General features: G+C 75.5%; 23 protein-coding genes. 11 read left to right on the forward strand and 12 right to left on the reverse strand.

Annotation, left to right across the window (positions count from 1 at the left end; genetic code table 11):
- Positions 1-160: 160 nt before the first annotated feature.
- The gene (locus tag ACFSJS_RS18420) at positions 161-1,189 is read left to right on the forward strand and encodes an aspartate-semialdehyde dehydrogenase (protein WP_380901696.1); all 1,029 of its coding nucleotides are present in this window, start codon (positions 161-163) and stop codon (positions 1,187-1,189) included.
- Positions 1,190-1,363: 174 nt separating this feature from the next.
- On the opposite strand, the gene ACFSJS_RS18425 is transcribed toward ACFSJS_RS18420, so the two are convergent.
- The 3 genes from ACFSJS_RS18425 to ACFSJS_RS18435 all read right to left on the reverse strand — a co-directional run bounded on the left by ACFSJS_RS18425 (position 1,364) and on the right by ACFSJS_RS18435 (position 5,016).
- A complete protein-coding gene (locus ACFSJS_RS18425) occupies positions 1,364-2,431 on the reverse strand; it encodes a S1 family peptidase (RefSeq protein ID WP_380901698.1) in 1,068 nt (355 codons plus the stop codon).
- 245 nt (positions 2,432-2,676) lie between these two features.
- Positions 2,677-3,576, reverse strand: a complete 900-nt coding sequence (locus ACFSJS_RS18430; protein ID WP_380901700.1) for a S1 family peptidase — start codon at positions 3,574-3,576, stop codon at positions 2,677-2,679.
- A 207-nt stretch (positions 3,577-3,783) separates the two neighbouring features.
- A complete protein-coding gene (locus ACFSJS_RS18435; protein ID WP_380901809.1) occupies positions 3,784-5,016 on the reverse strand; it encodes a DUF5685 family protein in 1,233 nt (410 codons plus the stop codon).
- A gap of 308 nt (positions 5,017-5,324) precedes the next feature.
- On the opposite strand from ACFSJS_RS18435, the gene ACFSJS_RS18440 reads away from it, so the two are divergent.
- On the forward strand, positions 5,325-5,768 hold the full coding sequence (locus ACFSJS_RS18440; protein ID WP_380901702.1) for a cell division protein SepF: 444 nt from the start codon (positions 5,325-5,327) through the stop codon (positions 5,766-5,768).
- A 50-nt stretch (positions 5,769-5,818) separates the two neighbouring features.
- Here the strand turns inward: ACFSJS_RS18440 and ACFSJS_RS18445 are convergent, their stop codons facing one another.
- Both ACFSJS_RS18445 and ACFSJS_RS18450 read right to left on the reverse strand, forming a co-directional pair.
- Positions 5,819-7,006 (reverse strand): acyl-CoA dehydrogenase family protein, encoded by a 1,188-nt coding sequence (locus ACFSJS_RS18445; protein WP_380901704.1) that lies wholly within the window; start codon positions 7,004-7,006, stop codon positions 5,819-5,821.
- Between the two features lie 43 nt (positions 7,007-7,049).
- Complete coding sequence (locus tag ACFSJS_RS18450) at positions 7,050-8,816, reverse strand: MFS transporter (RefSeq protein WP_380901706.1); 1,767 nt, start codon at positions 8,814-8,816, stop codon at positions 7,050-7,052.
- A 924-nt stretch (positions 8,817-9,740) separates the two neighbouring features.
- On the opposite strand from ACFSJS_RS18450, the gene ACFSJS_RS18455 reads away from it, so the two are divergent.
- Complete coding sequence (locus ACFSJS_RS18455) at positions 9,741-10,748, forward strand: phosphatase PAP2 family protein (RefSeq protein WP_380901708.1); 1,008 nt, start codon at positions 9,741-9,743, stop codon at positions 10,746-10,748.
- A gap of 141 nt (positions 10,749-10,889) precedes the next feature.
- Here the strand turns inward: ACFSJS_RS18455 and ACFSJS_RS18460 are convergent, their stop codons facing one another.
- Positions 10,890-11,105: a proteinase inhibitor I78 gene (locus ACFSJS_RS18460; protein ID WP_380901710.1), complete on the reverse strand. Its 216-nt coding sequence runs from the start codon at positions 11,103-11,105 to the stop codon at positions 10,890-10,892.
- 305 nt (positions 11,106-11,410) lie between these two features.
- Between ACFSJS_RS18460 and ACFSJS_RS18465 the strand changes: the two genes are divergently transcribed.
- The 6 genes from ACFSJS_RS18465 to ACFSJS_RS18490 are packed head-to-tail and all read left to right on the forward strand — an operon-like array spanning position 11,411 to position 14,547.
- On the forward strand, positions 11,411-11,734 hold the full coding sequence (locus ACFSJS_RS18465; RefSeq protein ID WP_380901712.1) for a gas vesicle protein GvpO: 324 nt from the start codon (positions 11,411-11,413) through the stop codon (positions 11,732-11,734).
- A gap of 31 nt (positions 11,735-11,765) precedes the next feature.
- On the forward strand, positions 11,766-12,191 hold the full coding sequence (gene gvpJ / locus ACFSJS_RS18470) for a gas vesicle protein GvpJ (RefSeq protein ID WP_380901714.1): 426 nt from the start codon (positions 11,766-11,768) through the stop codon (positions 12,189-12,191).
- The gene (locus ACFSJS_RS18475) at positions 12,188-12,952 is read left to right on the forward strand and encodes a GvpL/GvpF family gas vesicle protein (protein WP_380901716.1); all 765 of its coding nucleotides are present in this window, start codon (positions 12,188-12,190) and stop codon (positions 12,950-12,952) included. Before gvpJ ends, ACFSJS_RS18475 begins: the two co-directional genes overlap by 4 nt.
- A gap of 15 nt (positions 12,953-12,967) precedes the next feature.
- Positions 12,968-13,225 (forward strand): gas vesicle protein GvpG, encoded by a 258-nt coding sequence (locus ACFSJS_RS18480; protein WP_380901718.1) that lies wholly within the window; start codon positions 12,968-12,970, stop codon positions 13,223-13,225.
- Between the two features lies 1 nt (position 13,226).
- Positions 13,227-13,913, forward strand: coding sequence for a hypothetical protein (locus ACFSJS_RS18485; RefSeq protein ID WP_380901720.1), 687 nt, complete (start codon positions 13,227-13,229; stop codon positions 13,911-13,913).
- Positions 13,906-14,547, forward strand: coding sequence for an SRPBCC family protein (locus ACFSJS_RS18490; protein WP_380901722.1), 642 nt, complete (start codon positions 13,906-13,908; stop codon positions 14,545-14,547). The genes ACFSJS_RS18485 and ACFSJS_RS18490 overlap by 8 nt, the downstream gene beginning before the upstream one ends.
- 33 nt (positions 14,548-14,580) lie before the next feature.
- Here the strand turns inward: ACFSJS_RS18490 and ACFSJS_RS18495 are convergent, their stop codons facing one another.
- From ACFSJS_RS18495 to ACFSJS_RS18505, 3 genes are all read right to left on the reverse strand, one after another.
- On the reverse strand, positions 14,581-15,561 hold the full coding sequence (locus ACFSJS_RS18495; protein WP_380901724.1) for a helix-turn-helix transcriptional regulator: 981 nt from the start codon (positions 15,559-15,561) through the stop codon (positions 14,581-14,583).
- 69 nt (positions 15,562-15,630) lie between these two features.
- Entirely contained in the window at positions 15,631-16,614 is a 984-nt protein-coding gene (locus ACFSJS_RS18500; protein WP_380901726.1) for a hypothetical protein, read from the reverse strand.
- Positions 16,611-17,891 carry a glycosyltransferase family 4 protein gene (locus ACFSJS_RS18505; protein ID WP_380901728.1) on the reverse strand — a complete coding sequence of 427 codons (1,281 nt, stop codon included), beginning with the start codon at positions 17,889-17,891 and terminating at the stop codon, positions 16,611-16,613. Before ACFSJS_RS18505 ends, ACFSJS_RS18500 begins: the two co-directional genes overlap by 4 nt.
- A gap of 971 nt (positions 17,892-18,862) precedes the next feature.
- On the opposite strand from ACFSJS_RS18505, the gene ACFSJS_RS18510 reads away from it, so the two are divergent.
- Positions 18,863-19,699 (forward strand): hypothetical protein, encoded by an 837-nt coding sequence (locus ACFSJS_RS18510; protein WP_380901730.1) that lies wholly within the window; start codon positions 18,863-18,865, stop codon positions 19,697-19,699.
- Positions 19,700-19,766: 67 nt separating this feature from the next.
- The gene (locus tag ACFSJS_RS18515; protein WP_380901732.1) at positions 19,767-20,087 is read left to right on the forward strand and encodes a hypothetical protein; all 321 of its coding nucleotides are present in this window, start codon (positions 19,767-19,769) and stop codon (positions 20,085-20,087) included.
- Between the two features lie 123 nt (positions 20,088-20,210).
- On the opposite strand, the gene der is transcribed toward ACFSJS_RS18515, so the two are convergent.
- The 3 genes from der to cmk form a co-directional block, all read right to left on the reverse strand.
- Complete coding sequence (gene der / locus ACFSJS_RS18520) at positions 20,211-21,677, reverse strand: ribosome biogenesis GTPase Der (RefSeq protein WP_380901734.1); 1,467 nt, start codon at positions 21,675-21,677, stop codon at positions 20,211-20,213.
- 129 nt (positions 21,678-21,806) lie between these two features.
- Positions 21,807-22,397 (reverse strand): lysophospholipid acyltransferase family protein, encoded by a 591-nt coding sequence (locus ACFSJS_RS18525; protein ID WP_380901811.1) that lies wholly within the window; start codon positions 22,395-22,397, stop codon positions 21,807-21,809.
- Between the two features lie 125 nt (positions 22,398-22,522).
- Entirely contained in the window at positions 22,523-23,254 is a 732-nt protein-coding gene (cmk, locus tag ACFSJS_RS18530; protein ID WP_380901736.1) for a (d)CMP kinase, read from the reverse strand.
- Positions 23,255-23,372: the final 118 nt, after the last annotated feature.

The following is a 23,372-nucleotide window of genomic DNA, read 5'->3' on the forward strand; positions in this document are numbered from 1 at the left end:
CCGCCACCGCCGTGTCCGGCCCCCGTGCGGGACGCGCCCGCCCGCGGCCGCGCCCGCCGGTGTGACGTACGCCAAAGGGATTGGCCCCTGCGCACCCGGCAGTGGCAGGGTAGAAGGCCGACGCAGACGCAGCGGGACACGCACGACACGAAGGAGCCCCATGAGAATCGGCATCGTCGGAGCCACCGGCCAGGTCGGTGGAGTGATGCGCGAGATCCTGGCCGAGCGCGACTTCCCGGTGGAGCAGCTGCGGCTGTTCGCCTCGGCCCGCTCGGCGGGACGGACCCTGCCCTGGAAGGGCGGCGAGGTCACCGTCGAGGACGCCGCCACGGCCGACTACACGGGGCTGGACATCGTGCTGTTCTCCGCGGGCGGCTCGACCTCGAAGGCCCTGGCCCCGAAGGTCGCCGCCGACGGGCCGGTCGTCATCGACAACTCCTCGGCCTGGCGGATGGACCCCGAGGTCCCGCTGGTGGTGTCCGAGGTGAACCCCCAGGCCGCCGCCGAGCGCCCCAAGGGGATCATCGCCAACCCGAACTGCACCACCATGGCCGCGATGCCGGTGCTGCGCCCGCTGCACGCCGAGGCCGGACTGACGGCCCTGGTCGTCTCGACCTATCAGGCGGTCTCCGGCAGCGGCCTGGCCGGCGTCGCCGAGCTGGACGAGCAGGTCCGCAAGGCCGTCGAGGGGGACGCCACCCGGCTGACCTTCGACGGTTCGGGCGTGGAGTTCCCGCCGCCGGGCAAGTACGCGCGCCCCATCGCCTTCAACGTGCTGCCGATGGCCGGATCCGTCGTCGACGACGGCCTGAACGAGACCGACGAGGAGCAGAAGCTCCGCAACGAGAGCCGCAAGATCCTCGGCATTCCGGAGCTGAGGGTCTCGGGCACCTGCGTGCGGGTGCCGGTCTTCACCGGCCACTCGCTCCAGATCAACGCCCGCTTCGAGCGCCCGATCAGCCCGCGGCGGGCGGCGGAGCTGCTGGAGGGCGCTCCCGGCGTGGTCCTGACCGACATCCCCACCCCGCAGCAGGCCGCCGGCCAGGACCCGACCTACGTGGGCCGGATCCGCGCCGACGAGACCGTGGAGAACGGCCTGGCCCTGTTCTGCTCCGGCGACAACCTCCGCAAGGGCGCGGCGCTCAACGCCGTCCAGATCGCGGAGCTGGTCGCCGCCGAGTCCCGCTGACCCCCCGTCCCCCGGGCACCGGACGCGCCCGGGGGACCGCCGCGCACCGGCCGGCGTCGCCCGGTGCGCCCGCACCACCGACGGGCCCCGCACCCGCCTCCCGGCGGGTGCGGGGCCGTCGGCGTTCCGCGGCCCCAGGGCGCCGGACGCGGGACCGCGGAACGGCTGCGGGGCTCAGCCGAGCCGGGCCCCGTACCTCTCCAGGGCCTCGGTCAGCGGCTGGAAGAAGGTCTCGCCTCCCCTGGTGCAGTCCCCCCGGCCGCCGGAGGTCAGCCCGTGCCCGGTACCGCCCGAGAAGAGCGGGCCGCCGCTGTCGCCGGGCTCGGCGCAGACGGTGGTCTGGATCAGGCCGTCGACCCTGCCCTGCGGATAGGTGACGGAGACGTTCAGCGCCACGACCTGCCCCTCGCGGACACCCGTGGTGCTGCCGCTGCGCCGGACGGGCTGCCCCACGATGGGGTCGGCCGCCCGGTTGACGTCCTGGGCGGCATCTTCGCCGAGGTTCACCTCGCTCGGGCGGTCCACGGCGCGGACGTAGCGCACCAGGGCGTGGTCGTCGCCGGGGAAGCTGCTGGCCACCGTGATCCCGACGGTCCGGCCCTGCCGCGTGGCCGACCATCCGTCGTGGGGCCGGCCGCAGTGGCCCGCGGTCAGGAAGTACGGCCGGCCGTGCCGGACGACGTTGAAGCCGAGCGAGCAGCGCGCCCCGTCGTCGCGCCAGATCGCGTCGCCGCCCGCCAGCATCGGGGTGAACGCCCCCTCGGCCTGCTTCAGGACCGCCTTGTCGCCCAGCGCGGCGACCCGGTCGCGCAGCCTCTCCAGGGCGGCGCCCCGCACCGTCTCGTCCGCGGTGACCACGACCTTGTTGAGCCGGTGGTCGACGGCGCGCGCGGTGCCGGGGGGGCTCTTGGCGGTCAGGTCCTTCTGCGCGGCGCCCAACTGCGCCAGGGAGTGCCGCACGAGGCGGGGCTCGGCGCCGGCCTGCCGGACCTTCGCCGCTCCCGCGTCGCTGAGGACGTTGACCACCAGCACGCGGCCCTCGGCGTCGTAGTAGGCGCCCGCCATGTCGTCCCTGAGGTCTCCGGCGAGGGTGGTGGCCAGTTCGGTGGCGGCGGTGGGGGTGAGAGGTCTGGGCGCGGCTGCGGTCTCCGCGTTCGCCGGGGCGAGCGGTCCGGCCAGCAGCGCCGCCAGGCCCGCGCCCGCGACGGCCGTGCGCCGGGTGAGTTTCCGTCGGTGTTCCAACTCGATGCCTCCCGTGGGGGAAGGAGACGCCCATAACAGGACGACTCCGGAGGAATGTCCGGCTCCGTCATCCTGCCTCAGCCGACGGGATCGCACACGTCGAGTAGGAGCACCGCCACCTTCCGTCACCACCCGCGTGCTCCGCCGGCGCCCTGGGCCGGGGACGGCCCCCTCCGGGCGGCGCGGACACGGCGGAGCCCCCGCCCGGCATGGGGTGCGGACGGGGGCTCGTGCGCCTGCGAGGATCAGTAGACGCTCACGCCGTAGGCGTTCAGCGCCTCGACGACCGGCTGGAAGAAGGTCGTCCCGCCGGTGCGGCAGTTGCCGCTGCCGCCGGAGGTCAGGCCGTAGGCGGTGGTGCCGGAGTAGAGCGGGCCGCCGCTGTCGCCGGGCTCGGCGCAGACGGTGGTCTGGATCAGGCCGTAGACGATGTCGCCGCCGCCGTAGTTCACGGTGGCGTTCAGGCCGGTGACGCGGCCGCTGTGGGTGCCGGTGGTGCTGCCGCGGCGCGTGACGGTCTGGCCCACGGACGGGTTGGCCGCACGGGTGATGTCCTGGCTGCCGACCTGGCCGGGACGGCTGATCGAGCTGGTGTAGCGGACGATGCCGTAGTCGTTGCCCGGGAAGCTGGAGCCGGCCGTCGTGCCGAGGGTGGAGGAACCGTTGGTCCAGGTGGAGGTGCCGTTGGTGCAGTGGCCCGCGGTGAGGAAGTAGTCGACACCGCTGCTGGAGCGGACGTTGAAGCCCAGCGAGCAGCGCCCGCCGCCGCTGTAGATGGCGTCGCCGCCGGAGATCAGCTTGTTGAACTTGCCGGGGGTGCGCTCGATGCGGATCGAGTCCGCGCCGGCCCCGGCGGTCTTCTTGATCTTGGCGATCTCCGCCTGGGAGACGGTGCTGTCCACCGTGACGACCAGGGTGTTGGTCTCCTGGTCGGTGTACCAGGCGGTGCCGCCCACGTCGGCGGTCTTCATGGCCTTGTCGGCCATGGCCACCTTGGCGGCGGGAGAGGGGGTGGGGGCGGCGCTGGCCGACGCCGGCACGGCCATGGCGGCCGCGGCGACGACGGCGGACGCGGCAGCGATGAGGCGGACGCGGCCCCGTCTGACCGAGGTGTCGTGGGGGGCGGCGGTACGCTTGATCCTCACTGGCTGTTCCTCCTGTGAAGGATGATGGGGGGATACCCGTGATGGGGGCACGGGCACGCAGCGCTTCCGGAACCCGCTGTTCGACGCGTTCCTGACAAGCGCTGGGATGGAGTATTCACACGCCCGTTCTGAGCGCGCAAGGGTGCATCCCGGCCGAGTTCAACGCTGAGCGCACTTCGCGCCCCACATACCGGACATCCCGGTGCGTCAGTCGCACCCCCCGCAACCGCAGTCGCATCCGCCGCCCCCGGAGCCGCCCGAGCCGCCCGAGCTGTTCGAACTGGCGTTGCAGCACTTCCCGCACTGGTTGCAGCAGTCGCAGCAGTCCGCGCAGTCGGAGCAGTCGCAGGAGCGGCACAGCCCCCGGCGCCTCCTCCTCGTCCAGGGGTCCTCGTACGCGCCGCGGCAGCAGACCTGGCCGGTGCAGCACAGCACCGTCCACACCGCGCAGCCGGCCAGCGGCCCCCGTCTGCGGCCCGGGGGCGGCGGACCGGGGTGGCCGGGGCCGGGGTCGCCGGGCCAGGCCGGATGCCGGGGGTCGCCGGTCCGGGGCGGTCCGGGGTGGGCCGCGGCGAAGGCCCGGTCCACCGCGTGCCGCAGTTCGCGCCCGAGCAGGGCGTGCACCAGCGCGGCGCCCCGCTCGTCCGCGAACTCCACGTCGTCCAGGGCCAGTCGCACGCCGTGCACCGCGTCGTCGCACAGCCGCCGCACCTCGGCCAGGGACGTGCCGGTGACGGCGATCGGGTTCCAGGCACCCGACTCCGCGTCGGCCCGCAGGTCCTCCACCGCGTCCAGCAGGTGCGCCAGCCGGCCGAAGAGCCGCCCCGCCTCGGCGAGCGGCGCCTCGTTGCCGGGCCGCTCGGCCAGCCGGGCGGTGTGGGCGAAGGCCGCGGCGGTGGCGGTCTCCGTCGGCTCGGTGACCGCCGTCAGGGAGCCGCCCGGGCCCGTGGCGGCCTCCACCAGCGGCTGACGCTCCACGGCCCCGGTGAGCACCGCGGTGTCGAAGCCCAGTTCGGCGCCGGTGCGGGCACCGGCGCGGTCCCAGCCCGCCGCCACCCGGCGCGCCGCGGCCGCCACCGGACGGCGCGCCAGGACCCCGTCCCCGTCGGCCACGTGGTCGCGCACCTTGGCCGAGGCCAGCACGAGCGAGACCGCCGCGGCCAACCGGGCCCCCTCGCCCCGGGCCACGGCGGCGGTGCGCATGCCGCGCAGCGGGCACGGCCCGGCGGTGCGCCGCAGCCGGCCGGAACCGCCGTCCGGGAGCGCGGTCTGCGCCTCCGTCAGGGCCGAGACGAGGATGCCGTCGTAGTTGGTGACGACGCGCGCGAACTGGCCGTGGTCGCCGCGCAGCGCGAGGCAGAGGCCGCACAGGTGGGCCGTCCAGGCCGTCCGCAGCTCCTCGCCCAGGCGGTGCCGGCACGGCCTGATGATTCCGAACAAACTGTCCCCCGATACCACGAACGCGTGAGTGGCGGTCACGATACCGGGCACCTCACCCGTATGCCTTTGGTGACCACCCGTCCGGCGGGACCGCCCGGTTCCCCGCGGAGCCGCCCCTCGGGTGCGGTTCCGCGTCCCGCTCCGGCGGCGCGCAGCACGCCGTTTGTGCACCAGAACCGTCACGAATCCCGTGCGGAACGGGTAACTGTTTGGCGCGTTGTCAGCATCATGGACAACCATAGGGGTGCGGGCCCCGAGGCGGAGGCGCTGCCAGACACGGTGGACCGTGCTTGTGAGAGGAGGCGTCCATGGGATCGGTGCGCAGGGCGAGTGCGTGGCTGGGCCTCGTCGACGACAGCGAGATGCGCTACTACGACGACGAGTACGCCGAGGGACCCGAGTCCGAGGACGTCCGCGACACATGGGTCACCGATCCGCGGGTGCGTGTGACCGCCGAGACCGCCCAGGGGCAGGGCACCCGGATCGCGACGGTCACCCCCGACGGCTTCCGGGACGCCCGGGGCATCGGCGAGCTCTTCCGCGAGGGCGTGCCGGTGATCGTCAACCTCACGTCCATGGAGCCCGCCGACGCCAAGCGGGTCGTCGACTTCGCCGCCGGCCTCACCTTCGGCCTGCGCGGTTCGATCGAGCGCGTGGCCAACCGCGTCTTCCTGCTCACCCCGCCGGACTACCGGGTGATCAGCGGTGAGACGCGCCGGGTGGGCGAGGGCGGCTTCTTCAACCAGAGCTGACCGGTTCCGGCCGGGCCGGGGCGGCGTCCCCGCCCCGGCCCGTGACGGCTTCACCGGAAGGCGTCGACCCCGGTGAGCGCCTTGCCCAGGACGAGCTGGTGCATCTCCACCGTGCCCTCGTAGGTGAGCACCGACTCCAGGTTGGTGGCGTGCCGCATCACCGGGTACTCCAGCGAGATCCCGTTGGCTCCCAGGATCGTCCGGGAGGTGCGGCAGATCCCGATCGCCTCACGCACGTTGTTGAGCTTGCCGAAGCTGACCTGTTCCGGGCGGAGCCGCCCGGCGTCCATGCGCCGGCCCAGGTGGTGCGCGAGGAGCACGCCCTTGTGGAGTTCGAGGGCCATGTCGGCGAGCTTGGCCTGGGTGAGCTGGAAACCGCCGATCGGCCTGCCGAACTGCTCGCGGGTGCGCGCGTACTCCAGGGCCGCCTCGAAGCAGGAGCGGGCCGCGCCCATCGCCCCCCACACGATGCCGTAGCGGGCGTGGTTCAGGCAGCTCAGCGGCCCGCGCAGCCCGATGGCCTCCGGCAGCACCGCGTCGGCGGGCAGCCGTACGCCGTCCAGCACCAACTCGCTGGTGACCGAGGCGCGCAGGGACCACTTGTGCCGGATCTCCGGGGCGGAGAAGCCGGGGGTGTCGGTGGGGACGACGAAGCCCCTGATCCCCTCGTCGGTGCGGGCCCAGACGACGGCCACGGAGGCCACCGAGCCGTTGGTGATCCACATCTTGCGGCCGTCGAGCACCCAGTCGCCCCCGTCGCGCCGGGCCGAGGTGCGCATCCCGGCCGGGTCGGAGCCGTGGTCGGGTTCGGTGAGGCCGAAGCAGCCGATCGCCTCGCCGGACGCCATCGGCGGCAGCCACCGGCGCTTGTGCTCCTCCGACCCGTAGCGGTGGATGGCGTACATCGCCAGCGAGCCCTGCACCGAGACCAGCGAGCGGATGCCGGAGTCGGCCGCCTCCAGCTCCAGGCAGGCCAGCCCGTACTGGACGGCGGAGGCTCCCGCGCAGCCGTAGCCCTGCAGGGACATGCCCAGGGCGCCGATCGAGCCCAGTTCGCGGGCCAGCTCCCGGATGCCGGGCAGCTCCCCGTCCTCGTACCAGCCGGCGATGTGCGGCAGCACCCGGTCCGCGGCCCAGGAGCGGACGGTGTCGCGCACCGCCAGGTCCTCCGGGTCGAGCAGGTCGTCCAGGCCGAGCGGGTCGGCGGGGTCGAACGGCGGGAGGGCGGAGCTGGACACGGTAGGGCCTCCGGCGGGTGCTCTTCGAGGGTCGCGCCCGACGTTACGGCCGGGTAATACCGCCGGACAAGAGGGATCCCCCCGGGCGTCCGGTCCGCTCCCCCGGTTCCGGCTCCCGGCGGGCGCCGTCCGCGCCGGGGCGCTCGCCCTCCGGCGCGTCCTGAGCCGCACCCCGCGGCGTCCCGCCCCGCTCCCCCTCCTGCGCCGCGGCCGCCATGGTGCGCGGCAGCCGCAGCGCGGCCAGCGCGCCGAGCAGCAGCAGGCCGGCACTGACCAGCAGCGCCACGTGCAGGCCCTGGACGAAGGACTCCCGCGCCGCCGCGCGCAGCGCCTCCCCCTCCGGTCCGCCGAGCCGCCCGGCCACCTCGTACGCCTCGCCCAGCGAGCGGGCGGCGTCCGCCGCGGCCTCCCGCGGCACTCCGTCGGCCGCCCGCACCCCGGGGGCGTAGGCGGCGTTCACGACGGTGCCCAGGACCGCGATGCCGATGCCCGCGCCGAGCTGGTAGGCGGTCTCGCCGATCGCGGCCGCGCCCCCCGCCCGTTCGGCCGGGGCGTCGCTGAGCATCGACTCGTAGGAGCCGAAGAGCGTCGTCTCCAGGCCGAACCCCAGCAGGACGAAGCCGCCGACCAGCAGGACGGGCCGGTCCTGCTGACCGGCGCCGGTCAGGGCCAGCACGGCGGCGGCGGTGGTCAGGAAGCCGAGGCAGACCATGGTGCGCGGCCCCAGGCGGCGCAGCATCCGGGAGCCTGCCAGGCCCGCGGCGATCGCGGCGAGGCTGAGGGGCAGCAGCCGCAGCCCGGTCTGCAGCGGGCTGAGCCCGAGGACCAGCTGGAGGTACTGGGCGGCGATCAGCGCCAGGCCCACCAGTGCCAGCACCGTCAGCACGATGCAGGCCACGGCGGTGCCGAAGGCGGGCCTGGTCAGGCCGGCGCAGTCCACCAGGGGGTGGCGGCAGCGGCGCTGCCGGCGCACGAACAGCGCCAGCAGCGCCGCGCCCAGCAGCCCCGGCAGCAGCACCCCGGGCCGCAGCGGACCGCCGTCGGCCGCCTGCTTGACGCCCAGGATCAGCGCGCACAGCCCGGCGGCGGCCAGCAGGGCGCCCACCACGTCCCAGGGGCCCTCCCGGTCGCCGGTGGACTCCGGCAGCAGCCGCAGCCCGGCGGGGACGCACAGCAGCATCAGGGGGATGTTGACCAGGAAGACCGACCCCCACCAGAAGTGCTCCAGCAGCGCCCCGCCGACCAGTGGCCCGATGGCGGCGCCCACGGCGGCGACCGCGCTCCACACCCCGACGGCCAGCGCCCGCTCGCGGCGGTCGGGGAAGACGTGCCGCAGGATCGACAGGGTGGCGGGCATGATCATCGCGCCGCCGACCCCGAGCAGCGCGCGGGCCGCCACCAGCACCTCGGGGGTGTGGGCGTAGGCGGCCAGCGCCGAGGCGGCACCGAAGGTGGCGTATCCGGCCACCAGGACCCGGCGCCGTCCCACCCGGTCGCCCAGGGTGCCGAAGAGGATCAGCAGGGACGCGCAGACCAGCGGGTAGGCGTCCACGATCCACAGCAGCTCCACGGGGCCGGGCCGCAGCGCCTGGGAGACGGCGGGGACCGCGACGTGCAGCACGGTGGCGTCGACGGCGACGAGGAGCAGGCTGACGCAGAGGACGACGAGCACCGTCCAGCGGTTCGCGGCGCCCCCCGGAGCAAGGCGGCCGCCCCCGCCCGGCGGGCGCCCGGCCCGCTCCGTCCCTCGCCGTCCCTGCCGGGGGACGTCCGCCGCCCTGGTGGCTCCGGCCGTGGTCGTCCCGGACATGTACGCACCTCCTGTTGCGCTCGCCCCTGGGGAGACCTTCCGGGCCGGCCCCGCTCCGGCGGTGGGGAAGTGCCGGTACGCGGGCGGCGTACGGCCCGGTGTGGAGGGACGAGTCGGTCCGCCAGCGTACGCGAGACCCTCCGGCGGCCGCGTGGCCCACCTCACGCCGGGGGCGGCCGAGACCCGCCCCACCGCTTCGCCCGGGCCCGTTGCGCTCCTCCTCCGTGCCGGCGAGCCACCTCCTGCCCTCCACGCCCGCCTCCGGGAAGCCCGCCGGCCGCGCTCGCCGGGCTGACGCGCCCGGTGGGGGCCGCGGTCGTGGCGGCGGTGCGGGCGGCGGCGGCCGAACGGGCCGACCGGGGGCCGGGGTTGCCGCCGCGCGCGGTGGCCGGGACGCTGCTCGCCCCGCTCGGCTGGTTCGCCTACGTCGGCCGGATGGGGCTGCGGACCGGGAGTCCCCCGGGCCAGCGGGACGTCCAGGGTCGGTGGGGCAACGGCTTCGACGGCGGCGCGGCGTTCGCCGCGTTCGCCTGGGCGCATCCGACCGGCCGGACGGCCGCCGGACCGGCGCTGCTCGCCGGGGTGGTCCCGGCGCGGTGGCTGTGCGTGCCGTGCGTGCGGCGGCGGCCGCCCCGGCGGTGTACGGGGCCGTGCGGCTGCACGGTTCGGGGCCGCCCTGACCGCCCGCGGGGCACGCTGGGTTAATGACCGGTGGATTGCGCGCGTCATCGAGGGAAAGCAGAAGGCGCGGGGCCGTTCCAATACCTTCCGCGGGAAGCAGCCGCCAGAATGCCGGAAAACCCATGTCGCGGCCGGAAATAAGGACCTCCCGACCCGGAGGGCAAGTGCATTCCACATCACATAGGCATTACGAAGCCGGTGGCCGGTTCGGTGCCGAAGGTCACCGCCTGTAATCTCGATTGGGTGCGTACCGATCGGATCTTCGCCCGCCTGGAACAGGAGCCGGCGCGACCGCTCACCCCCCCGCCGGGGATGAGCGGTACCCGCAAAGCGCTCTTCTTCGCCACGCTGGGCCTCTACGCCGCCATCGTGGCCGCGGTGCTGACCACCTCCCAGCTCGTGCGGCTGGACTGGCGGGTCATGCTCTTCCGTCCGTACAAGCAGTGGCCGGAGCTCCACGCCTTCCTGGACTACTTCGTGGTGCTCGGCCAGCGCGGCCCCACCGCCGTGCTGGTCGCCGCGTGGCTGGGCTGGCGCTCCTGGCGGCAGCGGACCCTGCGGCCGCTGCTGACCCTGGGCACCTCCCTGCTGCTGCTGAACCTGACCGTGGGCGCGGCGAAGCTGGGCACGGGTCGTGAGGGCCCGCACTACGCCAACCGCGTCGGCGCGAACGAGATGTTCCTGACCGGCGACATATTCCCCTCCGGGCACACGGCCAACGCCGTGGTGACCTGGGGCATCCTGGCCTACCTGGCCACCACGCCGCGGGCCAGGCGCCGGCTGTCGGTCGTCGCCGCGGTCTTCGCCCTCGGGGTGGGCGCCACCACCGTCTACATCGGCACCCACTGGGTCAGCGACGTGCTGCTGGGGTGGACGTCGGGGCTGCTCATCCTGCTGGCGCTGCCCTGGTTCGAGCCCCTGGTGGCCCGTGTCGAGGCCCGTCTGCTGGGCTACTGGTACCGCTTCCGGGCGGGATCGGCTCCGCTGTCGGTGCGGCTGCGGCCCGCGGGCGCCGGCGCGGAGGCGGCGGGGCTCCCCGGCTCCCCCCGTCCGGTGGCCTCCCGGGAGCCGGCCGTCGCCTCCCGGCCCGCCGAGCGGCCCGGCCGCCCGGCGGATCCCCGCCACCACGGCCCGCACACCGGCCGGCATCCGGTCCGCCCGGACCGGGCGCCCGTCGCCCCGGGCGGCGCCCGGCGCTCCTACGGCGAGCGGACGGTGTCGCGCACCGCGCCGATAGGCCCGCGGAAGTGAGCGGAGCGGGCGCGCCGGCGGCGGCGTGACGGCGGGGCGGACGGACGGTACGCACCCCCCCGCCCCACCCTGCCCCGCTCCGGCGGCAGACGCGAAGCGGCCTGCGCACCCCGCCGGGGTGCGCAGGCCGCTTCGCGTTCCTCACCCCTTCCAACTGCGGGTCACGGTGCCGTCCTCGACGGTGAAGTTGAGCCGCCCGGACAGGTACTCCAGGGTGATGACCGCGTCCGGCGGCAGGGACCGCACGGTGTTCCAGCCGCGGTCGCGGGCCTGCTCCTCGGCGGTGCGGACGTCGAGGCCGACGTAGCCGTCCGGGTCGTCGTCCGGCGTCTGCGGGTTCGTGGGTACCGGTGCCATACCGGCCACCGTACGACGGCGGGCGGGCACCGGGAAGTTCCGGCCGGGTCGTGGCCCGGTCACATCCGCGTCACAACACTGCGGAGCGTGTCCGGTGTCACGCCGCCGTGCGTGCGCGCCGACCGCGCACCGGTGCACTTCCCGCTCCGCCGATTTCCGTTTCCCTCCGGAGTTTTCCGGTTTCCACCGCGCGCTTCCGCTTCCCCGCGGGAAAGGGCAAATTCCCATCGTGTTCCCCAATTCCCTTCGGACAAGCCTACGTTTACGAAAATAGTTTCGCGGTATGCGGAGGCGGGAGGAGCCCCATGACAGAGAAGACGGCAGACGACCACAGCGCGGACGCGGCGGAGGACGGCCGGCGTTCCCTCCCGCCCGGCGAGGTGCTGCGCTCGGCCCGGTCGGAGTTCACCGACCTCACGGGCCTGCACGCCGAGAGTGTCTCCCGGTTCGAGAGGACCGGTGACGGCTGGGCCCTGGAAGTGGAGGTCCTGGAGCTCGAGCGGGTTCCGGACACGATGAGCCTGATGGCCTCGTACGAGGTGACCCTCGACGGCGACGGCCACCTCAGCGGCTACCGCCGTGTCCGGCGCTACGAGCGCGGCCGGGCCGACCCGTCCCGCCGCGGTTGACCACCGCGAGACCGAGAGGAGTGCTCCGTAGATGACTACGGCAGTTCCCGCACAACGTTCCGGCGGAGGCGGCGGCAGCAGCGGCCTCTACGACGTCCTGGAACTCATCCTGGACCGCGGACTGGTGATCGACGCGTTCGTCCGCGTCTCGCTGGTCGGCATCGAGATCCTGAAGGTGGACATACGGGTCGTGGTCGCGAGCGTCGACACGTACCTGCGGTTCGCCGAGGCGTGCAACCGCCTCGACCTGGAGTCCGGGCCGAAGAAGTCGCCCGGCCTGCCCGAGGTCCTGGAGAACGCCACCGAGAGCGGCGCGAGCAGCAAGACCAGGGGCGCCCTGGCCGGAGCGGCGGAAAGCATCTCCGACGCCTTCCGCTCGGGCCGCTCCGACGAGGAGGAGGAGGCGGAGCCCCGCAGGCGCCGCGCCGCCTCCCGCCGCAAGGAGGAGAGCGAGTGAGCGTCTACGTGTACGGGATGGCGCGCGCGGACCACCCCGCGCTGCCCGAGAAGGCACCCGGCGTCGGCGAACCGCCGTGCGAGGTGCGGATCGTGCGCGAGGGCGGCCTCGCCGCGATCGTCAGCGACTGCCCGGAGGACCTGCGTCCCAAGCGGCGCGACCTCCTCGCCCACCAGCGGGTGCTGACCGAGGCCGGCGCCGCGGGCCCGGTGCTCCCGCTGCGCTTCGGCAGCCTCTCCGACGACGAGGGGACCGTGCGCGGGGTCCTCTCCGACCACGCCGACCACTACCTGCGGCAGTTGGAGGAGCTCGACGGCCGCTCCGAGTACAACGTCAAGGCCGTCCACCACGAGGAGGAGGTGCTGCGCCTGGTCCTGTCCGAGGACGACGAGGCGCGCGCCCTGGCCCAGCGCAACCGCGCCTCCGGCGGCGGCTCCCACGAGGACAAGCTGCGGCTCGGCGAGATGCTGGCCACCGCCGTGCGCGAACGCGAGGAGCGGGACGCCCACCTGATCGAGAGCACGCTGGCGCCGCTGGCGAAGCGGTGCGTGCCCGGACCGGACGGCTCCGGCTGGCTGGCCAACCTCTCCTTCCTCCTGGACCACGACGCGTCCGAGGAGTTCACCGCCGCCGTCGCGGAACTGGTGCGCGGCAACCCCCACCTGGACATCCGGGCGACCGGTCCGCTGCCGCCCTACAGCTTCGTGGAGCGGCCCGTGCAGGACGAGGCCCGGCAGCCCGCCCCGTCCCCGGCCGGCTGACCGGGGCGGCGCGGCGTGGGGCTGATCGGCGAGATCCTGATGCTGCCCGCCGCACCGCTGCGCGGCGCCGGATGGGTGCTGCGGCAGGTGGTGGCGGAAGCGGAGCGGCAGTACTACGACCCGTCGGCGATCCAGCGCGAACTCCAGGAGCTGTCACGGCAGTTGGACGAAGGGCTGATCGGCGAGGAGGAGTTCGACCGCCGGGAGGACGAGTTGCTCGACCGGCTCCAGGCCGTGCAGGAGCGGCGGCGGCAAGACCAAGGAGAGTACTGAGATGACGAACCGGTGGACGAACCGGTCGGCCGGCCGGTCGGTGAACGGGTCGGCCGTGGCGCTGGCCTTCGCCACGGGCTACGTGGTGGGCAGCACGAGGAAACTGGGACTGCCGCTCGGGGCGGCCGGTGCGGTGGTGGGCAGGCGCCTGGGCGTGGACCCGTCCCGGCTCGGTGCGCAGCTCAAGGAGAGGACCCCCCGGCTGGCCGGGACCACCGACAGGCTGCGGGAGAACGTCCGGGGGGCTGCCGGGGCCCTGGCCTCCCCGCTCTCCGGCGCCTCGTCCGACGGTGTGCGCGGGAGGCTCGGCGCGCTGCCCTGGAGGAGGGGCGGCGACGCGGACGCGACGGCCGGGGAGGCCGAGGGGAACACCGAGGACAGCGGGAACACCGAGGACACCGGGGACACCGGGAGCGGCGGTGACAGCCCTTCCCGCACGGGCGGTTCGGCCTCCGGCCGCTCCCGGAAGGCGTCCGGTGCGTCCGGCACCGCCAAGAAGGCCGCCTCCGGCCGCGCACCGGCGAAGAAGGCCGCCTCCGCGGGGAAGAAGACGGCCCCGTCCCGGAAGCCCTCGTCCTCCTCGCGCAGGACGGCGGGGGGCGCGGCCGGCAAGGCCGCCGGCACCGCCGAGAAGACGGCGGGGAACGCCGGCGGGGGCAAGCGCACGGGAGGCAGCCGCCGTGACTGACGGCGTCGGCCTGCGGAAGGCCCTCGCCCGCGGCCCGGCCGCCGGCCGTCTCGCCGAGGCGGCCGGCGGCCGGGCCGCGGCACGCGCCCGCTCGCTGCTGGCCGCCGGTACCCGCGGGGCCGGCGGCCTCACGGCGCGCCTGGGCGGCGCGCGGCGGCACGTGACGGTGGGCGAGTCCGTCGACGTCGGCGTGCCGGTGCGCGAGGCCTACGACCGGTGGCTGGATTTCCTGGAGTCCGGCGGCTCCGGCGACGGGCCGCGCGGCGGTCGGCTGCTGTGGCCCGCCCCCGGCCGGACGGTGCGCGTCACCGAGCGGATCACCGACGACCTCGTCTCCTGGACCGCCGGCACCGCCCGGGAGACGGCCAGGGGCACGGCGACCTTCCACGGGCTGGCCGAGAACCTGACCCGCGTACTGCTGGTCCTGGAGTGCCGCCCGCGCTCGGCGGGACTGCCGACCGGAACCGGGCTCCTGCGGCGCCTGCGGGCCCGCCGCGCGCGGCTGGACCTGGCGGACTTCCAGCGCTCGGTGACGATGGGCATCGAGATCGACGGCGGCGCCGCCGCGCACGGCGGGGACGGACCCGCCGGGGACGGGGAGCCGGAGGCCGGCGGACTCCGCCGCGCCGGCTGACCCGCGCGGCCCCTCCCCCGTCCTCTCGGCCCCTCAGCTCCCGCCGCCGGCCCGGCCCGCCGCCACCGCCCGCGCCAGGCGCTCGGCCAGCGCCTCCATGTGCCGCACCAGCGCGTCGGGGGAGCGCACCTCGAAGTCGAACCCCAGCGCCAGGACGTGGTAGGCCAGCTCCTCCAGCGAGTGGGCGCCGGTGCGCAGCAGGCAGGTGTGCTCGTCGACCGGTTCCAGCACGCCCGCCGCGGGCGTGGTCCTCTCGGCCACCCGCTCGGCCGGCGCGTGCAGGAGCACGGTGGCCCGCTCCCGGTACGCCCCGGTGGAGATGCCCTCGGAGACGTAGGTCCCCCAGTCGTCGGCGGGCGGCTCGCGGGGGGTGAAGCGCGGCCCGTGCGGCGGGGAGAGGGCGACGCGGTCGACGCGGAAGGTGCGCCAGTCGGCGCGGCCGGTGTCCCAGGCCACCAGGTACCAGCGGCGGCCGCCGTACACCAGCCGGTAGGGCTCGGCGTCGCGCCGCGAGGACGTCCCGTCGTGGCCCCGGTAGGCGAAGCGGACCCGCAGGCGGTCCCGGCAGGCGGCCACCAGTTCGGTGATGGTCTCCACGTCCACGGCCGGTCCCCGTCCGCCGATGGGGTCCGTGAAGGCGGCCAGCGCGCCCACCCTCCGCCGCAGCCGGTGCGGCAGCACCTGCTCGAGCTTGGCCAGGGCCCGTACCGAGGATTCCTCCATGCCCCGCACCGCGCCCCCCGCCGCGGCGGTGCGCAGGCCGACGCCGACGGCCACCGCCTCGTCGTCGTCCAGGAGCAGGGGCGGCAGCTGCGCGCCCGCGCCGAGCCGGTAGCCTCCGGCCGTCCCGGTGGTGGAGTGGACCGGGTAGCCCAGGGTCCGCAGCCGGTCCACGTCGCGGCGCACCGTCCGCGGGGTCACCCCGAGGCGTCCGGCCAGCTCCGCGCCGGTCCACTCGCGGTGGGCCTGGAGCAGGGAGAGCAGCCGCAGCAGTCGTGCCGATGTCTCCAGCATGCGACCGAGTCTGTCATCCCCGGTGGCCGCCGCCCCGGGTGCGGGTCCGCCCGGGCGGACCCGCACCCGTCAGCCGCCCGCCGGCGGGGTCGGCTCCAGCCGCACCGCCAGGTCGTTGGAGCCGGTGTAGTAGGGGCGGGCCCACACCGTCCCGCTTCCGTCCGTGCCGCCCCCGCCCCCCGCGGGCGCTCCGGCGTCCCCGTCCGCCGCCCCGTCGTCCGCCGCCGCCCCGTCGCCGGCGGGGCCGACGGGCAGCGCCGGATAGCGCAGCACCTTCGCCTTGTCGGCGATGTCGTCGAGGATGCGGGCCAGCCGCACCGGCTCGGCCTCCCCGCCGGGATGCAGCCACAGCCTCCACTCGTCCTCCTCCGCCGCCGCGCGGAGCAGGTCGCCGTAGTCCAGCCGCGCCGTGAAGCCGTGCCCCTCGGCCTGCCCCTCCAGCACGGTGAGCGCGGCGGTGACCACCGGCCCGGTCGCCGTGCCCGCCCGCCCCCGGGGGCGGGCCTCCAGCCGGGCGTCCGGGGCGAGGGCGGCCCCGTACAGCCGTCCGTGCACCGTCACGCCGCCGTCCGCGGGCCACACCTCCCCCGCCTCCGCGTGCGGCCAGCGCAGCCAGGAGCGGACCGAGAGGTTGCCGTACTTGGTGGCGTAGGGGATGCGCACCCCCAGCCAGGTGCGGTCGGTGCGCGGGACGCGGTCCATCAGCGAGCGCAGGTCGTTGCACCCGGGCAGCAGCCGGCGCGGCTCGTCCTCGCCCAGCGCCAGGTACACGTCCCAGCGCCCCTCCGCCAGCGGTACCGTGCTGGGCAGGGCGGCACGCAGCACAGTGCCCTCGGCCCGGCCGGCGAGCGGTACGAGCGGCAGCCGCACCGACTCCTCGGGCTCCGATCCGCGCAGGCGCAGCAGCAGGGCTGCGTCCCACCGCTCGGCGACACCGGGCACCCCGACGTCGAAGCTGAGGCCGCCCGCGCTGTCCGCCGTGCAGTCGGCGCGCGGCGCCTCGGCTCCGGAGGTCTCGGATGTGTCGGCGGGTCTGCGGGTGGTCGCGGTCATGCGGTCTTTCCTCCTCTCAGGGCGCCCCCGCGGGTGCGGGCCAGGGCGTCCTTGGTGGCGTACGCGCCGCCGAGCAGGGCTCCCCGGGCGCGGTGCAGGGAGGAGCGCAGCCGTCCGACGCCGCTCCGTCCGCCGCGTGCGACGAGCTCCTCGCAGAGCGACGAGTACATCTCGCCGATCCGCGCGGGGTCGTAGCGCGCGGCGTCCGCGATCGCGGCCCGCCCCATCCGCTGCCTCAGGTCGTCGTCGTTGATCAGTTCCAGCAGGGCACCGGCGATGGCGCCGACGTCCCCGGTGGGCACCAGCCGCCCGTCGACCCCGTCGGCGATGATCTCGCCCGGTCCGTGCGGGCAGGCGGTGGCCACCACGGGCAGGCCGCAGCGCATCGCCTCCACGATCGTCATGCCGAAGGACTCCAGGCTGGAGGTGACGGCGGCGACCGAGCCCTTGACCCACTCGGCCTCGATGGGGTGGGCGGGGCCCATGAGGAACACGTGGTTGTACAGGCCCAGCTCCTCGACCAGGGCCCGCAGCCTCGCCTCCTCGCGCCCCCCGCCGTAGAGCCTCAGCCGCCAGTCGGGCCGCTCCTCGACGACCCTGGCGAAGGCTCTCAGCAGCACGTCGTAGCGCTTGGCCGGGGCCAGCCGCCCGGCGGCCACCACCCATTTGCCGGTGCCGTCGGCGGGCGGCACCTTGGGGGCCGGCACGCCGTTGGGCACCGACTGCACCCGCACGCCGGGCAGGCGCATCATGCGGCGGTAGTCGCGGGCGTCGGCCTCGGTGACGGTGGTCAGGGCGTCCAGGCGCGGGTAGACCCCGCGCAGGGTCAGCCGCAGGGCGCGCGAGTGGGTGGCGAGCGTCAGGTGCTCCTGCCCCAAGCGGACCGGGCCGGGCCTGGTCCGGGTGGCGAGCATCGTGTTGAGGCCCGGGCGGGTCCCGATGACGACGTCGGCGTCGGTGCCGGCCAGGTGCTCGCCGATCCGGCGGTCGGTGAGCGCGCTGTACTTGCGGTAGTTGCCGTCGGCGCGCGGGAACAGCCGCGAGGGCCGGGCGTGTTCGGGGTCGTCCCCGTCGTAGTCCGGGCTGTGTCTGCGCAGGTCCACCAGGTGCCGCAGGCGCACGCCGGGCGCCAGGTCGAAGACGGGGCGGTCGCGGTGCCGGAACACCGAGACGATCTCGACGTCGTGCTGCTCCGCGAGCGCGCACGCCAGGTTGAACGTGGTGCGGATCGTTCCACCGATGCCGTACCCGTGATGCAGCAGGAAAGAGATATGCATCCGTCTCCATGTTCCACGGAGGCGCGCCGGTGCGCCGCCCCGTCGCCGGGATCCCGGAGTTCCGCGTTCCCTCCGGTAGGACCGCCGGCGGCCGCGGCCGGTTGGGCCGCTTGACCACCTTGTACTCGAACGGTTCGCTCATCGTGAGCGTTCTCCGGGAACTCGGTGGTCCCTCCGTGCGTCCGCGGCGGTTCCGGTCCGTCCCGGCCGGAGCCGGGCGGCCCTGGCCGGGCGTGGGGCAGCTCGGGCGTGTCCTCCGTTCGTCTTCGCCGGTGCGCGCGCCGTCCCGCCCGCCGTCCCGCGGCCGCCCCGGCGGGCGGGACGGCGGGCGGGACGGCGGGCGGGGCGGCGGCGCCCCTTGGGGTCAGTGCGTGGTCGCCGGGGACGTCCGCCGGCGGTCCCGGCGGACCGGCGTCACCGGTGGTGCGGGCGTCCGCACCGGGGGGCGCCCCCGGCCGCGGTCCCGCTCACCGGTCACCGCAGGCCCGTCGGGCCCCCTCGGTGGTCCCCGTGTCCTCGGGCGCGCCGGTGCGATGCGCTCCGGCGGCGCCGACGGACCGTACCGCGTCCGCGCCCGGTTCCGGTCCCCGTCCGGCCCCTCGGCGCCCCGTCCGGGGCCGGGGAGGGGACGGCGCGGCGCGCGCCGGGCGGGGCCCGGTGCGGGAGCGGGGAGACGTGTGCGGCACTGCTCCACGCTAGGTCCGGGCCGCCGTTCCGCCGACGCCAACGCGCCAGGGGCGGGCCGGGCGCCCACCCGGTCGGCGGAGGCGCGCGGCGGTCCGCACGCCCGCGCCGGGCCGCCCCGCGGGCCGTCCTGCGGCCTGTGGGCGGATGGTGGGACGCACCGGCGCACGTTCCTGTTAACGCCCCCTGGAACGCTGCCTCACTCCCCCCAGCGCGTGACCGGGGGTCCGGTCCCCCGTTGTGCATGTGAACCGGAACCGAACGCCAGGAGTTCACCCTTGTCCCCCATGCTCGATGTCAGCGACGACGTCCGCGCCGAGATCGGCGAGGAGGAGGCCGCCCGGCTGATCGCCGGCGACAGCGCCCCCGGCAGCTACGACTGCACCTCCTGCCGCGCCCCCGGCGATCCGGAGCAGGAGCCCACCAGCACCGTGCTCTTCGTCGGCGACGAGACGGCCGTCCTCGCCTTCGCCCACGCGAGCTGCCTGTCGTCGCAGGTCGTCCAGGTCTCGGAGGAGCAGCTCCAAGACGCCGTGCGCACCATCACCGGCACCGGCGAACGGGCCGGCGTGCCCGTGCCGCCCCTCGGCGTCCCGGCGCCGGCCGGTCCCCCGGCCGGCGCGCCCGCCGGTCCCGCCACCGCTCCCCGCCAGGCGGTCCTGGGCGTCACCTGCGGCCAGGTGCTCGTCGGCGACCAGCTCCACCCCGCGCTCGTGGTCGAGCCCACCGCCCCCATCGCCCGTCCCGGCTCCCGGGGGACGTCGGACGAGTTCCTCCCCCTGCTCATCGAGCAGGGCTTCATCCCGGTCAACGACGTCTCCCGGGCCCCCCTGCCGATCGCCGGCTGGTCCGTTCTGCTCGCCGTGGGGAAGCTCCACGCCATCCTCCAGCCGGGGCCGGCCGGCGGCCGCCAGACGTCCTGGTGGCAGGCGCACCAGCCGCTGCCGGTCACCGACGAGTGGCGCACGGCCGCCAACCGCACCCACACCGTCCACGTCTACGCGGCCCCGGCCGGCACCATCGGCCAGCAGCCGCGCGAGGACCTGCTCCGCGAGGCGCTGGAGAAGGCCGCCGCGAGCGGGGTCCTGGTGGGCGCCGTCATGCCGCTGGCGGGCACCTCCTGAGCACCCGCGCTCCCGTTTCCCCCACCTGGGCCCGCATCCGCCGGGCGGCGTGATCGTTGGCACTCACGTGCAGCCTTACGAACCTTCCCGCCACCACAACGCGCACCTCAACCGGGGCCAGATCCCGGGGATGCGCGCCCCCCACGAGCCCATGTCGGGTCAGGGCCGCTTCCCGGCCACTCCGATCTACGACGCGCTGTACGCCGAGTACCGGCGGCTGTTCCGGGCCCTCCCCGGGGACCGGACCGGCGAGGAGGAGCTGCGGTTCACGGGCTTCGGCACCGGGACCGCCCACTGGAGCGGGACACACCACGGCGGCTCCCTCCCCGCCGTGCTCCCGGCCGTCCTGCCGCCCGCCCGGCGCGACGGCCGCGCCTACGGCCGGTGAGGCCGCGCCCCCCGGGGCGCGGCCTCCGCGCGGCACGGGAGCGGCCGGCCCCGGCGGCACGCAGCGGGAGGGGCGGTGCGGTCGTGATCCCACGACCGCACCGCCCCTCCCGCTGCGTCACCGCTACTTCTTGCGGCCGCGCTTCTCCCGCACCCGCACCGAGATGTGGATCGGCGTGCCCTCGAAGTCGAACTCCTCGCGCAGCCGCCGCTCGATGAAGCGGCGGTAGCCCGCCTCCAGGAAGCCGGAGGCGAACAGCACGAAGCGCGGCGGGCGGGTGCCCGCCTGCGTGCCGAAGAGGATCCTCGGCTGCTTGCCGCCCCTGACGGGGTGCGGGTGGGCGGCGACCAGCTCGCCCAGGAAGGCGTTGAGCCGCCCGGTGGGCACCCGGGTCTCCCAGCCGGCCAGGGCCGTCTCGATCGCCGGCACCAGCTTCTCCATGTGGCGGCCGGTCCGCGCCGAGACGTTGACCCGCGGCGCCCACTTCACCTGGCCGAGGTCGGTCTCGATCTCGCGCTCCAGGTAGTAGCGGCGCTCCTCGTCGAGGGTGTCCCACTTGTTGAAGGCCAGGACCAGCGCGCGCCCGGCGTCGACCGCCATCGTGATGATGCGGGTGTCCTGCACGCTGATCGGCTCGCTGACGTCGATGAGGACGACCGCGACCTCGGCCTTCTCCAGCGCGGCGGCCGTCCGCAGCGAGGCGTAGTAGTCGGCGCCCTCGGTCAGGTGGACCCGGCGCCGGATGCCGGCGGTGTCGACGAACTTCCACGTCTTCCCGCCGAGCTCGATCAGCTCGTCGACCGGGTCGCGCGTGGTGCCCGCCAGCTCGTTGACGACCACCCGCTCCTCGCCCGCCACCTTGTTCAGCAGGGAGGACTTGCCCACGTTCGGCCGGCCGATCAGCGCCACGCGGCGGGGGCCGCCGGGGCCGGTGCCGAAGGTCTGCGGCGGGGCCTCGGGCAGCACCTCCAGCACCTCGTCCAGCAGGTCGCCGGTGCCCCGGCCGTGCAGGGCGGAGACCGGGTGCGGCTCGCCCAGGCCCAGCGACCACAGCAGGGCTGCGTCGGCCTCGCCGGAGGGGCCGTCCACCTTGTTGGCGCACAGCACCACGGGCTTGCCCGACTTGCGCAGCAGCCGCACCACGGCCTCGTCGGTGTCGGTCGCGCCCACGGTGGCGTCCACGACGAAGACCACCGCGTCGGCGGCCTCGATCGCGAACTCCGCCTGGGCCGCCACGGAGGCGTCGATGCCCAGGACGTCCTGCTCCCAGCCGCCGGTGTCGACCACCTTGAAGCGGCGGCCCGCCCACTCGGCCTCGTAGGTGACCCGGTCCCGGGTGACGCCCGGGCGGTCCTCCACGACGGCCTCGCGGCGGCCGAGGATGCGGTTGACCAGGGTCGACTTGCCGACGTTGGGGCGGCCGACGACGGCCAGCACCGGCAGCGGGCCGTGCCCGGCCTCGCTCAGCGCCCCCTCGACGTCCTCGGCGTCGAACCCCTCCTGCGCGGCGAGCTCCATGAACTCCGCGTACTCGGCGTCGCCGAGCTCACCGTGCCCGTGCCCGTCGCCGGTGTGGTCCTGCTCGTTCATGAAGTCCTGTCCTCGTGTGTCCGTGTGTCGGTGTGTCCGCGGGGCGCCCCGCGCCGCCCCGGCCCGCGGCGGTGCCGGGGCGGCCGGCGCGGGGCGCCGTGCGCACGGGTGCGAAGGTTCCAGTGTCCCCTAAGCGTGCCCGGTGACGCGCCGGGCCTCGGCCAGGTGGGACGCCAGCCGCTCCCCGACGCGCACCGTCGCCTCGTCCAGCGCCGCCCTGGTCCGCCGGCCGCCGCCGTCCCCCGCCGCGAAGGGCTCGCCGAAGACGACGTCGACGCGGCCGCGCAGCGGGGGCAGTGCGGGGACGGCCCGGCTGCGGGCCGTGGCGGTGCCCAGCACCGCCACAGGCACCACGGGCGCGCCCGACCGCACGGCGAAGTAGGCCAGCCCCGAGCGCAGGGAGGCGAAGTCGCCCTCGCCCCGGGTGCCCTCGGGGAAGATCCCCAGCACCCCGCCGTGCTCCAGCACCGCCAGCGCCCCGGTGATCGCCCGGCGGTCGGCCGTGGTCCGGTCCACCGCGATCTGGCCGATGCCGCGCAGGAAGGGGTCGAGCGGCCCGGTGAACGCCTCCTTCTTGATCAGGAAGTGCACCGGGCGCGGCGCCGTCCCCATCAGCATCGGACCGTCCACGGCGTGGGCGTGGTTGACGGCGAGGATGACCGGGCCGGTGGCCGGGACCCGCCAGGCGCCCAGCACCCTGGGCCGCCACAGCCCGTGCATCAGGGCCAGTCCGATGCGGCGCCCGACCGCCGCGCCGCGCGCGCTGGGCGCCTTTGGCGCACCGGAGCCGGCGCGGGCGCCGGGCGCAGCGCCGCGTCCGCGCGCGGTGCCTCCGTCCGCTCCGCTCACCTGGCCTGCTGCTTCTCTTCGACCAGGGTGACGACGCACTCGACGACCTGCTCCAGGGTGAGCTCGGTGGTGTCCACCTCGACCGCGTCGTCCGCCTTCTTCAGCGGGGAGGTCTTGCGGGTGGAGTCGGCGGCGTCCCGCCGGAGCAGCGCCTCGCGGGTGGCCTCCAGGTCGACGCCCTGCTCGCCGTTGCCCTTCAGCTCGCCGCCGCGGCGGGCGGCGCGGGCCTCGGGCGAGGCCGTCAGGAAGACCTTCAGGTCGGCGTCGGGCAGGACCGTGGTGCCGATGTCCCGGCCCTCGACGACGATGCCGGTGGGCGCGCCGGCGGCGATGGCGCGCTGGAGCTCGGTGATCCGGGCGCGCACCTCGGGGACCGCGCTGACGGCGCTGACCGCGGCGGTGACCTCCTGGGTGCGGATCGGTCCGGAGGCGTCCGTGCCGTCCACGGTGATGGTGGGGTCGGCCGGGTCGGTGCCGGAGAGGATCTCGGGGCGGTCGGCGGCGGCGGCCACGGCCGCGGCGTCGTCGACGTCGATGCCGTGGGTGAGCATCCACCAGGTGATCGCGCGGTACTGCGCGCCGGTGTCCAGGTAGCTCAGGCCGAGCTTCGCCGCGACGGCACGCGAGGTGCTCGACTTGCCCGTGCCGGACGGTCCGTCGATGGCGACGATGACGGGAACCGGGGCGTCCGGGGACACGGAGGACGCCTGCCGGGAGGTTGCTGCCACGGTGTCGGGCACCTTTCTCGTACTGCTCGGAACACGGATGTCGTCGCGGGCGCGCGACGGCCGCACGGGACGCCGGACGCGGGGGCCGCCGGGCGGCCGCCCGCCCGGCACCAGGCTA

It is taken from the genome of Streptomyces desertarenae, from assembly GCF_042681365.1.
Lineage (GTDB): Bacteria > Actinomycetota > Actinomycetes > Streptomycetales > Streptomycetaceae > Streptomyces > Streptomyces desertarenae.

Bases quoted from the DNA above. Each gene is read 5' to 3' on its own strand.
- ACFSJS_RS18420 (WP_380901696.1), top strand. From the start codon at position 161: ATGAGAATCGGCATCGTCGGAGCCACCGGCCAGGTCGGTGGAGTGATG.
- ACFSJS_RS18440 (WP_380901702.1), top strand. From the start codon at position 5,325: ATGGGATCGGTGCGCAGGGCGAGTGCGTGGCTGGGCCTCGTCGACGAC.
- ACFSJS_RS18450 (WP_380901706.1), bottom strand. From the start codon at position 8,816: ATGTCCGGGACGACCACGGCCGGAGCCACCAGGGCGGCGGACGTCCCC.
- ACFSJS_RS18460 (WP_380901710.1), bottom strand. From the start codon at position 11,105: ATGGCACCGGTACCCACGAACCCGCAGACGCCGGACGACGACCCGGAC.
- ACFSJS_RS18465 (WP_380901712.1), top strand. From the start codon at position 11,411: ATGACAGAGAAGACGGCAGACGACCACAGCGCGGACGCGGCGGAGGAC.
- gvpJ (WP_380901714.1), top strand. From the start codon at position 11,766: ATGACTACGGCAGTTCCCGCACAACGTTCCGGCGGAGGCGGCGGCAGC.
- ACFSJS_RS18485 (WP_380901720.1), top strand. From the start codon at position 13,227: ATGACGAACCGGTGGACGAACCGGTCGGCCGGCCGGTCGGTGAACGGG.
- ACFSJS_RS18495 (WP_380901724.1), bottom strand. From the start codon at position 15,561: ATGCTGGAGACATCGGCACGACTGCTGCGGCTGCTCTCCCTGCTCCAG.
- ACFSJS_RS18500 (WP_380901726.1), bottom strand. From the start codon at position 16,614: ATGACCGCGACCACCCGCAGACCCGCCGACACATCCGAGACCTCCGGA.
- ACFSJS_RS18505 (WP_380901728.1), bottom strand. From the start codon at position 17,891: ATGCATATCTCTTTCCTGCTGCATCACGGGTACGGCATCGGTGGAACG.
- ACFSJS_RS18510 (WP_380901730.1), top strand. From the start codon at position 18,863: ATGCTCGATGTCAGCGACGACGTCCGCGCCGAGATCGGCGAGGAGGAG.
- der (WP_380901734.1), bottom strand. From the start codon at position 21,677: ATGAACGAGCAGGACCACACCGGCGACGGGCACGGGCACGGTGAGCTC.
- ACFSJS_RS18525 (WP_380901811.1), bottom strand. From the start codon at position 22,397: ATGCACGGGCTGTGGCGGCCCAGGGTGCTGGGCGCCTGGCGGGTCCCG.